This window comes from Streptomyces sp. NRRL F-5727, from assembly GCF_000719555.1.
Classification (GTDB): Bacteria; Actinomycetota; Actinomycetes; order Streptomycetales; family Streptomycetaceae; genus Streptomyces.
Genome location: NZ_JOGX01000004.1, coordinates 285200 through 300783, shown reverse-complemented (window position 1 = coordinate 300783; position 15584 = coordinate 285200). Strand labels below are relative to the sequence as shown.

Below are 15584 nucleotides of genomic sequence, written 5' to 3'. Positions count from 1 at the left end.
CGCGGGGGAGTGCGATCAGCCGACCGCACCCCGGAACGGCCCGGTGTGCAGCCGGATCTGGTCCGGCGTCAGATAGGCGTCGGTGTACTCGAAGTCCCGCAGCGTCCCCGCCTTCGAGGCCAGGAACCCGGTCCGTACGTAGTCGTCCCCGGCCACCGCGTTCAGCAGCCAGTTCGTCATCACCCGGGTCTTCGCCACGTTGGTGCGCAGCGCCGCCCAGTGGTAGCCGCGCGCCACCGCCTGCGCCGCCGGCCCGTGCAGCTCGACGCCCAGCGGCTTCGACACCCCGTCCATCCCGCCCAGGTCCACCACCAGACCCAGGTCCTTGTGCGTGTACGGGTGCGGCGACTGGCCGCGCAGGGTCGCCACCAGGTTGTCGGCGAGCGTCTTGCCCTGCCGCATCGCGTGCTGGGCCGTCGGCGGGCAGATCGCGCCCTCCTCGCCCTTCGCCAGGTCCGGCACCGCCGCCGCGTCACCGAGCGCCCACACCCCGTCGAGCCCCGGCACCCGCATCTCCGGCGTCGTCACCAGACGGCCGCGGACGGTCTCGGCGCCGACGGTCGCGACGAGCGGGCTCGCGGCCACACCGGCCGTCCAGATGAGGGTGCGGCAGGGCAGCACCCTGCCGTCCGTCAGAGTGACCGCCTCGTCGTCCACCGAGGCCACCGACACCCCCAGCGAGACCTGGATGCCCCGCTTGGTGAGGATGTCCAGGGCGGCCGCCCCCAGCTTGTCGCCGAGCTCGGGCATCAGCCGGGGCGCGATGTCCACCAGGTGCCACTTGATGAGCGCCGGGTCGAGCCGCGGGTACCGCTTGACCGCGTTGTGGGTGAGCAGCTGCAGGCAGGCCGCCGTCTCGGTGCCCGCGTACCCGCCGCCGACCACCACGAACTGGAGCCGCGCCGCCCGCTCGGCCTCGTCGTCGCTGGCGTCGGCCAGGTCCAGCTGGGCGATGACGTGGTCGCGGATGTAGACCGCCTCGGCCAGCGTCTTCATGCCCCGGGCGTGGTCGGCGAGCCCCGGGATGTCGAAGGTCCGGGTCACGCTGCCGGGCGCGAGCACCAGATGGTCGTAGGGCTCGACCTCGTACTCCCCGGAGATCGTCCGCACCACCACGGCCTTCGCCGCCGTGTCCACACCCACCGCGCCGCCCGGCACGATCCGGGTCCGGTGCTTCTGGCTGCGCCGCAGCGACAGCGCCACCGACTGGGGCGTCAGGACGCCCGCCGCCACCTGGGGGAGCAGCGGCAGGTAGAGCTGGTACGAGAAGGGTGAGAGCAGCGTGATCCGCGCCTCCCGCGCGGTCAGCCGCCGTTCGAGCCGCTTCACACAGCCCACTCCGGCGAACCCGGCGCCCACCACGAGAATCCTCGGTCGCGTCACGCTTGCCGCCTTCCGTATGAGCGTGCGAAGTGTCGCCGCCTCTGACCTCGCGGGCGGCTTTTGCACTTGTTCACTGACTTTCCGTGGTTCACCCCTTTCTATCGCCATTGCGGCGGTATCGCTCCTCGGCCTGGTCCGCCCCGGTCTGCCGCGGAGTGCGAGGGGCGATTTCACGTCGTTCGTCGAGCGGCCCTGACGGCTCCGCCCCGGAGCTAGGGCGCCTCCGCGTCCCGGACCTCCGGGACGAGTGTGGCCACCAGCCGCCGGACCGCCGGGCGGGGGTCGGGGGAGCCGGGCCAGGTGGTCATCAGCAGGTGGTGGCTGGTGCCGACGAGGGCGAGGGCCGCACTGGCCGGGTCCAGGTCGGCCGGGACGCGGCCCAGGCCGCGCTCGGCCTCCAGGTAGCCGGCGACGGCCTCCTCGATCGCCGTGAACCCCGGGGCGCCGGCGGCCAGCGCCTCGCGGATCCGCAGCGCGGCGGCGGGGCGGGCCATGGCGAGGCCGGAGACCGCCGGGCCGCCCGAGTCGAAGAGCGCGAGGACGACGGCGTCGAGGTTCCCGCCGACCGTGCCCCGGCCCACCGCCCCGGCCAGCGCCCGCGCCTTCACCGCCGTACGGGCGAAGCGGTCCAGGCACAGCTCGGCGACGAACTCGTCGAACCCCGAGAAGTGGGCGTGCAGCAGCCCCTTCGCGCATCCCGCCTCGGTCGTCACCGACCGGCTGGTGAGCGCGCCCGGCCCGTCCCTCTCCACGACCCGCTCGGCCGCCGCGAACAGCCGCTCGCGCACGTCCGGCGTCGCCACTCCACGCGGTGACATGAGCCCGCCTCCCTCTCCCAGTACCCGGCCGGATCCGACTGCCTGGATCGTAGACGGGGATTGCCGGTATGGGCACGTGCCCATACTGTTCGGGAATAGGCGTGTGCCCATACTTCCCTCCGGACGAGGAGCCAGCCGTGACCACCATCGCCAACGCCGCGCAGGACCAGGCCTGGAACGGCCCCGAGGGCGCCCACTGGGCCCGCCACCAGGACCGCTGGAACGCCGTCAACGACGGCTTCAACACCCCGCTGCTCGACGCCGCCGGCATCGCCGGCGCGCACCGCACCCTCGACGTCGGCTGCGGCGCCGGACAGACCACCCGTCTCGCGGCCCGCCGCGCCCCGCGCGGCCACGCCCTCGGCCTCGACCTCTCCGCCCCGATGCTCGCCGAGGCCCGCGTCCGGGCCGCCGCCGAAGGCGTCGACAACGTCACCTTCACCCGCGGCGACGCCCAGACCCACCCCTACGAGGAGGGCGCCTTCAACGCGGTGATCAGCCGGTACAGCGCCATGTTCTTCGAGGACCCCGAGGCCGCCTTCGCCCACATCGGCCGCGCCCTGCGCCCCGGCGGGCGGCTCGCCCTCGTCTGCCCGTCCGATCCCGGGCTCAACGGCTGGGTGACGGCCATGACGTCGCTACGCGGCATCCTGCCGGTCGGCGACTTCGGCCGGCCGGGCGTCCCCGGCATGTTCTCCCTCGCCGTCCCGGACACCGTCCGCACCCTCCTCGCGGCCGCCGGGTTCACCGGCGTCGCGATCGAGGAGGCGCGGGCGTACGGCACCTGGGGCCGGGACGCCGCCGACGCGGCGGACTTCCTCCTGGCCACCGGCCCCGGCCGCCACCTGATGGACCAGGCCGACGAGCCCACGCGCACCCGCGCCCGCACCGCGCTCACCGACCACCTCCGCGCCCACGAGACCCCCGAGGGTCCGGTCCGGCTGCTGAGCACGGCGTGGCTGGTGACGGCGGAGCGACCTTAGGACCCGACCGGTCCGACCGGCTAGAGGACCACGACGCCCAGCGGACGGGAGCCGGCCGCGAGGCGCTTCACCTCGCCCGAGCCGAGGTCGACGACGCTGATCCCGTCCCAGTACCCGTCCCGGGTGAAGCCGCCGGTCACATAGGCGGTCCGGCCGTCCTTCGAGACGGCCACGTCCTCGTGCGGCCCGTCGAGCGGGTAGACCCGCTCGACGCCCTCGGGCGAGCGCACCGTCAGCGACGGGCCCCGGTCCTCGCTCGGGTCGATCGGGCCGGTGCCGACCGCGAGGAGCGTCCCGTCCGGCGTCACGGTCGCCCCGTGCTGATGCGTGTTCGCCGTCATGGGCTCGATCTCGACCCGCCCGGTGGCCGGGTCGACGACGGCCAGCCGCTCGCCCTCGAACGGCAGCAGCAGCTTTCCGTCCGACGGGCGCACGGCCGTGTAGTGCGGCTTCAGCCAGGAGCCGAGCCCGCCCTCGGTGCCGTACGGAGCGACCTCGACGCGCCGGGCGTCGAGCGAGTCCGCGTCGACGACGGTCACGTCGAAGGAGTCGTGGTTCGTCGCGTACACGGCGGAGCCGTCCCGGCTCACGTCGACGTCGAACGGCCGGCGCCCCACCTCCACCACGTCCACCACCTTCGCGGACGCGGCGTCGATCACCTCCAGGGTGCCGTCGCCGCCCGGCACGTTCACCCCGACGTACACCCGCCGCCCGTCGGGCGACAGCGCGATGCCCATCCCGCCGCCCCGGTACTCGCCGGTCGTCACGGGACCGGTGTCCGTCCGGTACGGGACGAGGGCCAGACGCCGGCGGGTGTCGGTGTCGACGACGGCGACGCCCTCGGCGGTCGCGACCCAGGCCCGCCCGTCCTTCCCGAGCGCGAGCCCGTACGGCGCGGTGCCCACCCGCACGGAGCCGGTGGAGCCGCGCGCGGGGTCCACGAACGTCACGGTGTCCGACCCGAAGTCGCTGACGAGCAGCGTGCCCGCCGCCGTCCGCGACGGCGCGGACGCGGTGGACGGCGGGGGAGTGACGGTCACGGTGGGGCCCGTCGGCGCGGCCGTCCCGGCGGCGGGAGCCTCGTCCGCCTGGGCGCATCCCGCGAGCAGCACCCCGGCGACGGCCGCGGGCAGCAGGACGCGAGCGGTACGGGACGGGCGGCGGATCTTCGTCATCTCGGGCTCCTCGGTACGGGACAGGAGGAGGACACCGCGCGAACCGGCCCCTCCCGTACCCCGATCCTCGGTGCCCCCGGGCCCCGACCCCCTCGCCCGGCCGGTTACGGCCTCTGGCCCCTCCGGTGGACCCCCGGGTCCGCCGATCGGACGACCCGGCGCGCCAGGCGCACGCTCACGGCCCCGACCGTCCCGGCCGGCCCGGCATCCGGCACGGCCGCCGCAGCCGGTCGACGAGCGTCCCCGGATCGGCCGTGCCGACGCACACCTGGCACTCCGCGTACCGCTCGGCGTCCACCCGGCCCCTGTCTTCTGCGGGTGGGTTCAGCCCTGCGGCAGCGACCGCATCGCCACGATGCCGGCGTGCCCGCCCGGGCCGCCCTGGCCGGGGACCGGACCGGCGCCCTGCATGCCCGCCGGACCCGGCAGACCGGCGGGACCCGCCGACCCGGGGTTCCCGGGCACAGGCTGGCCGGGCACACCCGGAAGGCCCTGCGGCCCCGGCTGGCCGCCCGCCATTCCCGGACCGCCCTGCATCCCCGGCTGACCCGGCTGCCCCATACCGGGCTGACCCTGCATCCCCGGCCGGCCCTGCATGCCGGGCTGGCCCTGCATCCCCGGCTGGCCGGGCATCCCCTGCATCCCCTGCATCCCCGGCATGCCCACCGGCGCACCGACGCCCATCGGCGGCTGCTGCGGCGCCGCCGGGGGAAGCTTGATGTACCGGCTCAGGTCCCGCAGCACATCCTCCGCGGTCTGGCGCACGTCACCGGGAACGTCCCCCCGCTCCCGTATGAGCTGGGCGTAGATCGGTGCGGTGCCGTCCGCGTGGTTCATGGAGTCCGTCGCTTCCTGTCAGCTGGGGCCGGTGCCACCCTTGGCGGGCAGACGGCGAGTCTACGGGGAACCGCCGACACCCCGTGGCGCGGGGAGCCCGCCGCCACCCGGCCGGGCGCCCCCGGAACGGCACCCCGGACGGCCCCGAGCACACCCCCGTCCGTGTCAGGATCGAAGGATGCTGGAGAAGATCATCGCCGCGTGTGACGGCGCGTCCAAGGGAAATCCCGGCCCCGCAGCCTGGGCCTGGGTCATCGGCCGGGCGGACGGCACCGTCGAGCGCTGGGAGGCGGGCCCGCTCGGCCGCGCCACCAACAACGTGGCCGAACTCACTGCCCTGGAACGGCTCCTGGAGACCCTGGACCCCGCGGCGCCCGCGGAGATCCGGATGGACTCGCAGTACGCCATGAAGGCCGTCACCACCTGGCTCCCCGGCTGGCGCCGCAAGGGCTGGAAGACCGCCGCGGGGACGCCGGTCGCCAACAAGGACCTCGTCGTCCGGATCGACGCCCTGCTCACCGGCCGGGACGTCGACTTCGTCTACACCCCCGCGCACCAGACGGGCGGCGACCCCCTCAACGACGCCGCCGACCGGGCCGCCAGCCACAGCGCCCGCACCCAGGAGCCCCTGGGATCGGACGCCGGCTCCGCCCTCCCCGACCCCGAGCCCGCCACGGCGCGTGCCTCCGCGCCCCGCACGCCCCGGGCGCGCTCCTCCGCGCCCGGCGGTTCCGGGGCCTCGGGGGCCCGGCGGAGTCGCCCGTCCGGCGGCACTCTGAAGGCCAAGTTTCCGGGCCGCTGCCGCTGTGGGCGTGCCTATGACAAGGGGGAGAGCATCAGCAAGAACGCGGAGGGCTGGGGGCATCCCACCTGCGTCTGAGCGCTGACGCCGTCCGAGGGGCGGGCGTGCCTGTCCGCCCCCTGAGACCGCGTTCCGAGCGCCTCCGGCAGGCTTCACCCGCCCGTGGATGCGGGTTCTCCCGGGGTTCTGTTCTCAGAGCTGTTGTGGCTGCATACTGTTCCTCCTCGCACCTGGTGACGAACCGTTTTGCCTGCTCATCCGACGTCTCTCGACGTGAATCCGGCACCCGGCGAGATTCCCCCCTTCACTTCCGGCGCACAGCGTCGTGACGGAAGTGACCCCTGCCCGTGAAAGACCCGAGGTTCCGTGCCAGTACCTGTTCTCCTGACCGGGCGCACCGTGCGCCTGGAGCCGCTGGCGATGCGGCACGCCGAAGCCCTTGCGCGGGCCGGCGAGGCGGACCGATCGGCCTATGCCTTCACTCCCGTGCCCGACGGCCTGGAATCCGCTCTCGACTACATCGCCCGCGCCCTGGCCGAACAGGCCGTCGGGCGCTGCCTGCCCTTCGCCCTGGTCAGTACCGCCGACGACCGGGTGATCGGCTCCACCCGCTTCCTCGAACTCGACTACTGGCGGGGACCGCTGGTCTGGCCCCCGGCCCCCGGCCGTCCCCACGGTGATCCGCTCACCGCGATCCCCGACGCCGCCGAGATCGGCAACACCTGGATCGCGGGAGACGCCCGGGGCACCGGCATCAACACCGAGGCGAAGCTGCTCATGCTCCGCCACGCCTTCGAGAGCTGGGGCGTCCGCCGGATCACCCTCCGCGCCGACGCCCGCAACACCCGCTCGCGGGTGGCCATCGAACGCCTCGGCGCCACCTGCGAGGGCATTCGCAGAGCGCACTCGCGCGGCCTCGACGGCGCCGTCCGGGACACGGCCTTCTACTCGATCCTCGACGAGGAGTGGCCCACCGTCCGGGACATCATCGAGCTCCGGCTGAGCGCCCCCCGCCGGAGCCGGGTCCTCCAGGACCTCCTCCCGGCCTGACCCGCCCCGCGCCGCCCGCACTGCGGGCGGCGCCACGGGGTGTTTTCATGGGAGTGACGGGAAGGACTCCGTGTGAGGACACGGGGTAGCGGCCCTCGTGGCCGTGCACCGTGCAATCAGGATCCGCGAGAAGCGGGTGAGTCCTTCCCGCCCTTCTTCTGCTGTCGCGCCCCGCTTCCCAGGTCCGCCCGCCTCCCCGCCGGCGACGACCCTGCCGGGAGCGAAGGAGGCGGTCCCATGAGCGGTGGCGCGTGGACGGTGCTGGCCGTCGCCGGAGTCACCGCCGCCTACGCCCTCGGCTCGCGGCGCCTGGCGTCCACCCCGGTCTCCTCGGCGCTCGTCTTCACCGGCTGCGGCGTCCTGCTCGGCCCGGCCGTCCTCGACGTGATCGGCGCCGACGAGAAGGGGCCCATCACCGCCCTGCTGGAGGCGGCCCTGACGCTGGTGCTGTTCACCGACGCCATGACCGTCCGCCGCCGCGACCTCACCCGCGGCGGGTTCCTGCCCCGGCGCCTGCTCGGCATCGGCCTGCTGCTGAGCATCGCGGCCGGCTGGCTGCTGGCCTGGCCCCTGCTGCCCGGACTCACCGTCTGGGAGCTGGCGCTGGTCGGCGTCATCCTGGCACCCACCGACGCCGCGCTCGGCAAGACCGCGATCTCCGACACACGGGTCCCGCCCCTGGTCCGGCAGGGCCTCAACGTCGAGAGCGGCCTCAACGACGGCATGGTGCTGCCGTTCTTCGTCGTCCTCCTCGCCGCCGTCCCCGGCACCTCGTACGCCGCCGAGGGCGTCGCGGGCACCTTCTGGCGCTCCCTGCTGCTCAGCACCGTCCTCGGCCTGCTGGTCGGGGGCATCGCCGGCCGGCTGCTCCAGGCCGCCCGGGCCCGCGGCTGGATCACCCGCGAATGGCGCCACGTCTACGTCCTCGCCGTCGCCGCCGGCTCCTACGAACTCGCCGTCGTCGTCGACGGCAGCGGCTTCATCGCCGCCTGGGTCGCCGGCTTCGCCTTCGGCCACGCCCTGCGGAACATCCCGGCCGGCCCGCCCGACACCACCGCGGCCGACGGCACCGGCGGCAGGGACACGACCCCCGAACTCGCGGAGGACCTCGGCGGCCTCCTCGCCTCGATCAGCCTGCTCCTCTTCGGCGCCGTCCTGCTCGGCCCCGCCCTCCAGCACCTGACCTGGCAGATCGTGCTCTACGCCCTGCTCAGCCTGACCGTCGTCCGGCTCGTCCCCGTCGCCCTCTCCCTGCTCGGCAGCGGCCTGCGCCTCCCGACCGTGCTGTACGTCGGCTGGTTCGGGCCCCGCGGCCTCGCCTCGGTCGTCCTCGGCCTCCTGGTGGCGGAGGAACACGTCGCCGGCACGGAGCTCATGGGCCGCGTCGTCGCCCTCACCGTGGCCTTCAGCGTCCTCCTGCACGGCGCCACGGCCCCGGCCCTCGCGGGGGCGTACGGCACCTGGTTCCGCCGCGCCGCCGCCTCCGGGGACCTCAGGGAGGCCGCCGAGGTACCGGAGCCCGCGGGCCGCCGCCGGCTCGGACACCCCCACGGCCCCACCGGCTAGCACCCGCCGCACCGTGCGGCCCCGACGTCCCGGGACCACCATGGAGGGAAGTACGGGTACCGCGACCGTACCCGGCGGAGCGAGAGCGAGGTCCACCATGGCCACCACGCACACCCCTCACCGCTCGGGAAGCACGAGCGCGATGTGGGCGGGGGGACTGACCGTCTTCGCCGCCGTCATGCTCGGGATCACCGGCGTCGTCGGCGTCTTCCGGGGCATCATGGCGATCGCCGAGGACGACGTCTTCCTCACGACTCCGAACTACGTGTTCCAGTTCGACCTGACCGGATGGGGCTGGATCCACCTCGCCCTCGGCGCCGTCGCGATCCTCGTCAGCTTCGGCCTGTACAAGGTGTCGATGTGGGCACGGGTCGCCGGCGTGGCCATCGCCGCCCTCGTCGTCATCGCCAGCTTCCTGTCCCTGCCGTACTACCCGGCCTGGTCGATCCTGATGATCGCCATGTCCGGCTTCGTCATCTGGGCCCTGTGCGTCGTGAAGCCCGACGACGTGCGGTAGCCCCCCGGGGCACCGCGGTCCGCCGCGATCCACGGCGAGGAGCCCGTCACGTCGTCAGCAGGTAGAGACTGCGGCTCATCAGCCACAGCCCCAGCAGCAGGCACACGCCGACGATGGCGGGCTCCTTGTGGCGTGAGAGCCAGTCGTGCAGCCCGGTGAGGGCCCGCTCGGCCCGCTCGGGCGAGAACACCATCCACAGCTCCATCACCAGCAGCGACGACGTGGCGAGGAGACAGAAGCCCACCAGTGCCACCACGTTCCCGGCGTCGGAGAGATCGGCCTGGACGACCGTGGCGGCCGCCGCGCCGACCATCCCCCACGGCTGGAGGAGGAGCGGAAGAACCGCGGCGGAGCGGTAGGAGACCCCGTCCGAAGCGGACCCCGGCCGCTCCACGGCCCCGTCCGCGGACGCCGGCACGGCGGCGCCCCGACGGGTCCGGCGGCGCCGGTACACCGCGTACCCGATCAGGCCCACGCCGATGACCAGCGTCGCCACCTGCGCGGCCCGCGACGGCGGGGAGCGGGGTGGCGGCGGCTGCCCGCCGGTGAGCAGCACGACGATCCCGATCACGGCCACCAGACAGGCCAGCCAGACGCCGATGAACACCAGCCCCTTGCGCAGCCCCCGGGCCGAGGCCAGCACCAGCACGAAGGCCATGATCGGCAGCGGGAACAGCGTCACCGCGAGCCCGATCACCACCAGGTCGACGACCATCGCGTCACCACCGGTCCGCGGACGCCGTCCCGGACGGCCCGGGGGGCCGGGCCGCCCGGACGGCCCGTACCGTCAGGACCGGTCCTTCCTCAGTGAGTCCCCGACGCCTCTGACCCGCTCACGGAGACTCCGCCACGCCTTGCGCAGGTCGGCCCTGGCGCGGTCCGTCCTGCCCTCGGCCTCCATGCGCTCGTCGCCGCTGAGTCTGCCGGCGAGCTCCTTGGCCCGGCCCCTGGCCCTGTCGACCTCGTGCCGGGCCTTCTCCTTCGCCCTGCCGATCGTGCCGCTCATGCCCGCGATCCCTCCTTCGGATCGTCCCCGCCATCCACGCTAGGCCGCAGCGTTCGCCCGCGCCCGTCGGCCCCGGATCACGGCCCGGTACCTTGGGCGGCGACACAGTGCCGTGCCAGGGAAGGACCGAGTGATCGCCGTGCCCGCCGAACACCCCGCCGACGCCGCCGACCGGGACGCGGACGTCCTGCGCCGCACCGAGGGCCGGGCCGGATTCCTCACCCTCGACCGGCCCCGGGCCATCAACGCCCTCACCCACCCCATGGTCCGCGCCCTCGACGCCGCCCTCACCGCCTGGGAGCACGACCCCGCCGTCACCACCGTCGTCCTGCGCGGAGCCGGGGAGCGCGGTCTGTGCGCGGGCGGCGACATCCGCGCCATCCACGACGACGCCCGCGACACCGGCGGCACCGCCACCGTCGCCTTCTGGGCCGACGAGTACCGCCTCAACGCCCGGATCGCCCGCTACCCCAAGCCGTACGTCGCCTTCATGGACGGCATCGTCATGGGCGGCGGCGTCGGCGTCTCCGCCCACGGCTCCGTCCGCGTCGTCACCGAACGCTCCCGCGTCGCCATGCCCGAGACCGGCATCGGCTTCGTCCCCGACGTCGGCGGCACCTGGCTCCTCGGCCGCGCCCCCGGCGAACTCGGCACCCACCTCGCCCTCACCGGCGGCCAGATCGGCGCCGCCGACGCCCTCCTCACCGGCCTCGCCGACCACCACGTCCCCGCCGCCGCGCTCGACGCCCTCGCCGCCGACCTCACCCGCCTCCCCGCCGACGAGGCCCTGGCCCGGCACACCACCGCGCCCGCCCCCGGCGTCCTCGCCGAGCAGCGCCACTGGATCGACGCCTGCTACGCGGCCCCCACCGTCGAGGAGATCGTCGACCGCCTCACCGACAGCGGCGTCCCCGCCGCCAAGGAGGCCGCCACCACCCTCCTCGCCAAGTCCCCGACCGCCCTCAAGGCCACCCTCGCCGTGCTGCGCGCCGCCCGCGCCCTCGACAGCCTCGAAGCCGTCCTCGACCTGGAGTACCGGGCCTCCTGCGCCGCCGTCACCGGCCACGACCTCGTCGAGGGCATCCGCGCCCAGGTCGTCGACAAGGACCGGAACCCGCGCTGGCGGCCGGCGACCCTCGCCGAGGTCACCGACGCGGACGTGGCCCGCTACCTCACGCCTCCGCCCGGCGGCGACCTCGGCCTCGCCGGCTGACCGGCTCCGCCCCGGCCGCCGGCTCGCCCAGCGCGAGCGCCGCCCTCCGCCACGCCTCCGTGACGGCCCCGTGCGCCAGCGCCGTCGCCGCCGGCACGTCCTGCGGCAGCCGCAGCGGCGCCCCGATGTGCACATGCAGACACGGGCGCCGCAGCGGCGCCGTCAGCACCCCCGCGATCTGCTTCACCGTCCCGCCCGAGGTGATCCGGCGCGCCCCGGCCTGCCCGACCGGCACCACGGGCGCGCCCGTCGCCCCGGCGAGCCGCGCCAGACCGGTGCGGAACGACTCCGGCGGCGCCTCCGACGCCTCCCGGCGCGGCGGGATCCGCCCCTCCGCGTACAGCATCACCGGCCGCCCCGAGGCGAGGGCCACCGCCGCCCGGTCCAGCGCGGCCGAGGCGTGCGCGGTGTTCCGGTGCACCGGCACGTACCCGTCCCGCGACAGCGCCCGCCCGAGCCCCGGCACCCGCCACAGCCCGGCCGCCGCGAGCAGCACCGGCTCGGCGCCCAGCCGCCGCCGCAGCGCGGCCAGCACCAGCGCCGGGTCGGCGAGCGAGGTGTGGTTGACGACGATGATGGTGCCCGGCTCGATCCGGGCGCCGGGATCCGCGGTCACGGTCAACCGCCCGAAGAACGGCACGACATGCGCGGCGAGACGACTGAGCACGGGCGGACCCTCCACCTTCGGAACCGGGACGACGACGGCCCGCCCATCGTCGGCCGGAGCCCCCGCCTCCGGCATGGGCGCCCGTACTCATCCCGTACTCAACTCCACCGCCCCGCACACCTGGTGTCCGGCGCCCACCGCCCGCCGTCTACGCTGACGGCACGGGGACACCACGGCGAACGACGGCGAACGGGGGGCGGACGGTGCGCACGACAAGCCGACCGACCCGCCGTGCCCCGCACGCGGCCCTCCTGACCCGCCTCCTCCCCGCCCTGCTGTACGCCCTCTGCGCCTTCCTCGCCGCCACCGCCCCGGCACCGGCGCCTGACGGCCCGTCGGCGACGACGTCCGCCGTCGCCGCGCCGGTCGTCGACGGCACCGACGCGGCTCCCGCCGAGACCGTCGAACCGGCCGAGGCCGTCGAGCACGTCGTTCGGTTCCCGGCGCCGCCCGCCGCCGTGCCCGCGCTCACGCGCGACGGCGACGAGGCACCGGCACGCGGGCGCGTGGCGGGGGACCCGCGCCGGGAACGCGCGCCGCCCGGCCTCCCGTACGACCCCGCCGCCCCCCGCGGCCCACCCTCCACCCGGCACAGCTGACGCCGTTCCACCGCGCCGCCGTCCGGGCCTCCGGCATGCCCGCCGCCCGGCACGCGCGCGTACCCCAGCTCGCCCCGCACGGAACGCCGCCGCCGGCGTGCGGCCGTGCACCGCCCGTGGAGACCCCATGCCCTCGTCCGCCGTGCTCCGGCGCGCGCTCCTCGCGCTCGCCGTCGTCGCGCTCGCCCTCTGGACCGCCCTCACCACCTCGCCCCGCCTCGGACTCGACCTCCGCGGCGGCACCCGGATCGTCCTGGAGACCCAGGACGCCCCCGGACTCCGCGCCGACGCGGAGGCCACCGACCGCGCCCTCGAAGTGCTCCGCAAACGGGTCGACGGCCTCGGCGTGGCCGAACCGTCGCTCGCCCGCTCCGGAGAGAACCGGATCGTCGTCGAACTCCCCGGTCTGCGCGACCCGCGCGCGGCCGCCGAGGTCATCGGCCGCACCGCCCAGCTCACCGTCCACGCCGTCACCGGCACCGCCGCCGCACCGGCGGAACGGCCCGCCGCCGACGGCAGCCGCACCCTCCGCGACCCCGACTCCGCCGGCTACCTCGCCCTCGCCGCGCCCGCCCTCACCGGCGACGGCGTGAAGAGCGCCGACGCCGTCCTCGACACCACGGGCGGGCGCGGCTGGACCGTCGACCTCGCCTTCCGCGACGGCGCCGCCGCCGGCTGGGCCCGGCTCACCGGCCAGGCCGCCTGCGCCCCGGCCGGCGACCCCGCCCGCCGGGTCGCCATCGTCCTCGACGGGCGGATCGTCTCCGCCCCCGCCGTCCAGGCCGGCGTGACCTGCGGCGGCGGCATCGTCGGCGGCGCCACCCAGATCACCGGCGGCTTCTCCGCGCGGGAGGCCCGCGACCTCGCCGCGCTCGTCGAGGGCGGCGCCCTGCCGGTCCCCGTCACCACCGTCGAGCAGAGCACCGTCGGTCCGACCCTCGGCGCCGACGCCATCCGGGCCAGTGCCCTCGCCGCCGTGATCGGCCTCGCCTGCACCGGCGTCTTCGTCATCGCCGTCTACCGGCTCCTCGGACTGCTCGCCACGATCGCCCTGCTCCTCTACGGACTGATCTCGTACGCGGCGGTCGTCGCGCTCGGCGCCACCCTCACGCTCCCCGGACTCGCCGGTTTCGTCCTCGCGGTCGGCATCGCCGTCGACGCCAACGTCCTGGTCTTCGAACGCGCCAGGGAGGAGTACGCGGCCCTCGGCCGCGCCGCCGTCACCCGCGATCCGCGCCGCCCGCTCGCCGCCGCCTTCGGCAAGGCGTGGAGCGCCGTCGCCGACTCGAACGTCACCACGCTCCTCGCCGCCGGCCTCCTCTTCGCCTTCGCCACCGGCCCCGTGAAGGGCTTCGGCGTGACCCTCGCCATCGGCGTCCTCGCCTCCATGGTCACCGCCATGGTGATCACGCGGCTGCTCGCCGACGCGGCCCTCGCCCTGCCCGCCGTCCGCCGCAGGCCCGCGCTCACCGGCATGGCCGGCCTCGGCCGGCTGCGGACCCGGCTGGGCCGCCGCGCCCCCCGGCTGATGGCCCGCCGGCGCCGCTGGTTCACCGTCAGCACCGCGCTGCTGCTGCTCGCGCTGGCCGGGATCGGCGTACGGGGCGTGCACCTGGGCGTCGAGTTCACGGGCGGCCGGGACGTCCGGTACACGGCGGCCGCCCCGGTGGACGCCGACGCGGCCCGCGCCGCGATCGCCGCGGCCGGTTTCCCCGACGCCGTCGTCCAGACCACCGGCGACGGCGGCCGGGACGTCACCGTCCGGGTGGGGGAGACCGGCGACGCCGCCCATACCCGCGTCACCGAGGCCCTCACGGAGGCGGCGGGCCCCGTCACGGTCGAACGCGACGACCTCATCGGCCCCAGTCTCGGCGGCGAGCTCCGCACCCACGCGCTCCTCGCGCTCGGCCTCGCCGTCGCCGCCCAGCTCGGCTACCTGTCCGTCCGCTTCCGCTGGACGTACGCGGCGGCGGCCGTCGCCGCGATGGTGCAGGACGTGCTGCTCGTCGTCGGTCTCTTCGCCTGGCTCGGCAAGCCGGTGGACAGCGTGTTCCTGGCCGCGCTGCTGACGGTCGTCGGCTACTCGGTCAACGACTCGGTCGTCGTCCTCGACCGTCTCCGCGAACTGCGCCGCAAGGGCGGCCGGCCGCCGCTCGCGGAGCTGGCCGACCGTGCGGTGGCCCAGACCCTGCCGCGTACGGTCAACACCGGGATGGGCGCCCTGTTCGTCCTGGCCGCCCTCGCCGTCCTCGGCGGGGACACCCTCACGGACTTCTCGGTGGCCCTCCTCGCCGGCGTCGTCCTGGGCATGGCGTCCACGGTCTTCACCGCCCTGCCCCTGACGGTCACCCTGGAATCCCGCGCCCCGGCCCCCACCCGCCGCGCGCGCCCCAGGACCACCGACCCGTCGGGCGCGGTCGTCTGACGGACCGTGCGGCCGGCCGCGGCGGGCGTCAGCGCCCGTACGCGGCGGACCGCCGGAACACGGTCACGAACGCCGTGTTCACCACCGCCACGAGCCCGAACACCCCCGCCCACGTGCCGTGCCCGAGCCCCGCCAGGGCCAGCGCCGCGGCCCCGAAGACCAGTGCCTTCACGGCCAGCACCCCGGCGAGCGGCACCCGGAACCGTGCCTTCGGGGCCGCGAACAGCCCCCAGAGCGTCGCCGCCGCCCCCGGCACCGCCGCGGCGGTCACCAGCCGCAGCCACACCGGGTCGACCACCTGCCAGCCCCACCACGCGAGCACGCCGAGCGCGAGCATCTCCCACAGGAAGGCCAGCAGATCGTTCAGCACGTGCGCAGCTCGCATATGACGTCCCCTCACCGGCCGCCCGGGGCCCACGTCCCGAGTCGAACACGTGATCATAGAACCCGTCCGCCGCACCCGCCGACCGAGTTCGGCGAACCCCGTCCCGACACCACCCGGGGGTGACCACCGCAGCGCTGGGTCGTTGCACGCGTGACAAC

The 15584-nt window shown here is 75.4% G+C and carries 16 protein-coding genes; 8 read left to right on the top strand and 8 right to left on the bottom strand.

All coding sequences use genetic code 11. The features are described from left to right. Nucleotides 1–15: 15 nt before the first annotated feature. Both IF73_RS0105095 and IF73_RS0105090 read right to left on the bottom strand, forming a co-directional pair. A complete protein-coding gene (locus IF73_RS0105095; RefSeq protein ID WP_031003850.1) occupies nt 16–1383 on the bottom strand; it encodes an NAD(P)/FAD-dependent oxidoreductase in 1368 nt (455 codons plus the stop codon). Between the two features lie 212 nt (nt 1384–1595). After that, nucleotides 1596–2201 carry a TetR/AcrR family transcriptional regulator gene (locus IF73_RS0105090; protein WP_031003848.1) on the bottom strand — a complete coding sequence of 202 codons (606 nt, stop codon included), beginning with the start codon at nt 2199–2201 and terminating at the stop codon, nt 1596–1598. Between the two features lie 137 nt (nt 2202–2338). Between IF73_RS0105090 and IF73_RS0105085 the strand changes: the two genes are divergently transcribed. After that, nucleotides 2339–3184 (top strand): class I SAM-dependent methyltransferase, encoded by an 846-nt coding sequence (locus IF73_RS0105085; protein ID WP_031003846.1) that lies wholly within the window; start codon nt 2339–2341, stop codon nt 3182–3184. 20 nt (nt 3185–3204) lie between these two features. Here the strand turns inward: IF73_RS0105085 and IF73_RS0105080 are convergent, their stop codons facing one another. Together IF73_RS0105080 and IF73_RS38530 are read right to left on the bottom strand one after the other, a co-directional pair. Further along, nucleotides 3205–4359 (bottom strand): YncE family protein, encoded by a 1155-nt coding sequence (locus tag IF73_RS0105080; protein WP_031003844.1) that lies wholly within the window; start codon nt 4357–4359, stop codon nt 3205–3207. Between the two features lie 324 nt (nt 4360–4683). Continuing rightward, entirely contained in the window at nt 4684–5196 is a 513-nt protein-coding gene (locus IF73_RS38530; RefSeq protein WP_031003842.1) for a hypothetical protein, read from the bottom strand. Nucleotides 5197–5374: 178 nt separating this feature from the next. Here IF73_RS38530 and IF73_RS0105070 point away from each other — a divergent pair, with 178 nt between their 5' ends. From IF73_RS0105070 to IF73_RS0105055, 4 genes are all read left to right on the top strand, one after another. After that, the gene (locus IF73_RS0105070; RefSeq protein ID WP_031003840.1) at nt 5375–6076 is read left to right on the top strand and encodes a ribonuclease H family protein; all 702 of its coding nucleotides are present in this window, start codon (nt 5375–5377) and stop codon (nt 6074–6076) included. 288 nt (nt 6077–6364) lie between these two features. Next, complete coding sequence (locus IF73_RS0105065) at nt 6365–7048, top strand: GNAT family N-acetyltransferase (RefSeq protein ID WP_031003838.1); 684 nt, start codon at nt 6365–6367, stop codon at nt 7046–7048. A 237-nt stretch (nt 7049–7285) separates the two neighbouring features. Further along, the gene (locus IF73_RS0105060) at nt 7286–8614 is read left to right on the top strand and encodes a cation:proton antiporter (protein ID WP_063833403.1); all 1329 of its coding nucleotides are present in this window, start codon (nt 7286–7288) and stop codon (nt 8612–8614) included. Nucleotides 8615–8711: 97 nt separating this feature from the next. Next, on the top strand, nt 8712–9131 hold the full coding sequence (locus IF73_RS0105055; protein ID WP_031003834.1) for a DUF7144 family membrane protein: 420 nt from the start codon (nt 8712–8714) through the stop codon (nt 9129–9131). 46 nt (nt 9132–9177) lie between these two features. On the opposite strand, the gene IF73_RS0105050 is transcribed toward IF73_RS0105055, so the two are convergent. Together IF73_RS0105050 and IF73_RS0105045 are read right to left on the bottom strand one after the other, a co-directional pair. Next, a complete protein-coding gene (locus IF73_RS0105050) occupies nt 9178–9846 on the bottom strand; it encodes a GAP family protein (RefSeq protein WP_031003832.1) in 669 nt (222 codons plus the stop codon). Nucleotides 9847–9918: 72 nt separating this feature from the next. Further along, entirely contained in the window at nt 9919–10137 is a 219-nt protein-coding gene (locus IF73_RS0105045; RefSeq protein ID WP_051716531.1) for a CsbD family protein, read from the bottom strand. A gap of 133 nt (nt 10138–10270) precedes the next feature. Between IF73_RS0105045 and IF73_RS0105040 the strand changes: the two genes are divergently transcribed. After that, nucleotides 10271–11350, top strand: a complete 1080-nt coding sequence (locus IF73_RS0105040) for an enoyl-CoA hydratase/isomerase family protein (RefSeq protein WP_234338163.1) — start codon at nt 10271–10273, stop codon at nt 11348–11350. Here IF73_RS0105040 and IF73_RS0105035 read toward each other — a convergent pair. Beyond that, nucleotides 11310–12017, bottom strand: a complete 708-nt coding sequence (locus IF73_RS0105035; RefSeq protein ID WP_037878319.1) for a lysophospholipid acyltransferase family protein — start codon at nt 12015–12017, stop codon at nt 11310–11312. The two genes, IF73_RS0105040 and IF73_RS0105035, sit on opposite strands and share 41 nt — an antisense overlap. Before the next feature lie 203 nt (nt 12018–12220). Here IF73_RS0105035 and IF73_RS0105030 point away from each other — a divergent pair, with 203 nt between their 5' ends. Beyond that, a complete protein-coding gene (locus tag IF73_RS0105030; RefSeq protein ID WP_031003824.1) occupies nt 12221–12616 on the top strand; it encodes a hypothetical protein in 396 nt (131 codons plus the stop codon). Nucleotides 12617–12743: 127 nt separating this feature from the next. After that, nucleotides 12744–15041 carry a protein translocase subunit SecD gene (secD, locus tag IF73_RS0105025; protein ID WP_031003822.1) on the top strand — a complete coding sequence of 766 codons (2298 nt, stop codon included), beginning with the start codon at nt 12744–12746 and terminating at the stop codon, nt 15039–15041. A gap of 28 nt (nt 15042–15069) precedes the next feature. Here secD and IF73_RS0105020 read toward each other — a convergent pair whose 3' ends face one another. After that, a complete protein-coding gene (locus IF73_RS0105020; RefSeq protein ID WP_107049195.1) occupies nt 15070–15426 on the bottom strand; it encodes a YrdB family protein in 357 nt (118 codons plus the stop codon). Nucleotides 15427–15584: the final 158 nt, after the last annotated feature.